Annotated in this window: 1 protein-coding gene; it reads right to left on the bottom strand. The window is 45.5% G+C overall.

What is annotated here, in order from left to right; genetic code table 11:
* Positions 1 to 356: 356 nt before the first annotated feature.
* Positions 357 to 1551 (bottom strand): OmpP1/FadL family transporter (locus tag KDK19_RS06085; RefSeq protein ID WP_257291557.1); only part of this gene is annotated, 1195 nt, incomplete at its 5' end.

The raw sequence follows: 1551 nt of genomic DNA, 5'->3' as shown, positions 1-1551 counted from the left end.
AAATTACTGTTATTTTTTTGTAAATAATTAGCTATTAAAAAAGCTTTTAAAGGTGTTTTGAAACCGGGTTTTTGAAACTGTGGTAAGAAATATCTTTATTTTTAACTTGTTGATTCAAGGCAGAACTTGTCGTTAATTATTATTCGAATTATATTCGATTTATAATTTCAATTAATTCAAGGTACTTTGATTATTACGAAACAGGCATTCAGTGCGGGTAATCAGGCCGGGCTGAGTGATTAATACGTTAAGTGTATGGTGATAACCCACGTCTTATGAACGTGATCGAGAAAAGAAAAAAGGCCGCAGATCTTTCGATCGGCGGCCTTGTTGTATGTTTCTGCTGAAAAACCGACTTAGAAGCGGTAAGTCGCAGAAGCGTGGAGTGAGTAAGAAGTGCCTTCATACTTACCCGCATATGATTGAGTAGTGCTGGTGAGCTGACCACCACCTTTTACATCGTCATTCTTAACTGTGTCGTATACGGCAGCGAAGTCCAGATCCACCTGTCCATCAAGAATGCTGGTACCGGCACCCAGAGTAAAACTGTGGGCATCGGCTGGAGCAGAGAAGGTAGGCGCAGCGTATTCTTCGGGTACAACAGCTGTTGTATAAATGTAGCCTGCTCTCAGAGCCCAGTTTTCGATACCAGTGTACTCGGCAGCGATGCGGTAGTTGTATTGATCTTCCCAGTTGGAGTATATCGCAGGTACAGCCGCACCGGAGCTATCGCTGGTGTTTTTGACGGAAAAGTCGATCTGTTCATTGTTGCTGTAGTCGGTGTATGTGACTTCACCAAACAGAGTCCAGTGTGGAGCTACCTTGTAGTCGATACCGGTAGAGATCTGCATCGGAAGTGCGGTTTCTGCAGTCGCATCACCAGTAACAGTGGCAGCGGGTGTGCCGTTCCGGTAGTTGTAATCACCATCTGCTTCAATATCGACTTCAGAACGGTAGTTGATACCCCAGCCCCAACGGTTGTCGTCAGAGCGGTACATGGCGCCCAAGCGGACACCGAAGGTATTGAAACCGCTCAAGTCATTGTAGCCAACAGAAGCTCCAATGCCGCCAATACCAGTCTCTTGGGTAGCCAATAGATTGATATCAGCAGTGGCGTAAGTCAGGCGGTAAGTACCCCCAACGGACCAGTTGTTGTTGATGCGATAAGCTAACCCTAGACCCGCTTCAATAATTTTGATGTCAGTAGAGTAGTCGCCTGTGACTTGACTAATTGGCACATTGCCAAGTGGTGTAGGAAGAGCAAATGTATCACCAACCGTTACATCTTCATAACTGGCTGCAGCACCACCGGAAGCATAAATACCGTAACCCATTGTGAACTTTTCATCCAGTTTAAACAGACCTGTCAGACCGCCAACAGGAGAAAAGTTTTTTTCACCATCAATAAATGTACCTTCACCACCCGCAGGACCTTTTGTATGGGTGATGGTAGGAGATATATGCAGAGCAATATCATCAGACTCCGCAAAAGCCAAACCGGCCGGGTTAAAGAAGATCGCACTGGAATCATCGACAGAAGAAACAGCTGCA

It is taken from the genome of Endozoicomonas sp. ONNA1 (assembly GCF_024606325.1).
Lineage (GTDB): Bacteria > Pseudomonadota > Gammaproteobacteria > Pseudomonadales > Endozoicomonadaceae > Endozoicomonas_A.
The sequence above is the reverse complement of the archived record's forward strand: the minus strand, read 5'-3'. Positions and strand labels throughout refer to the sequence as shown.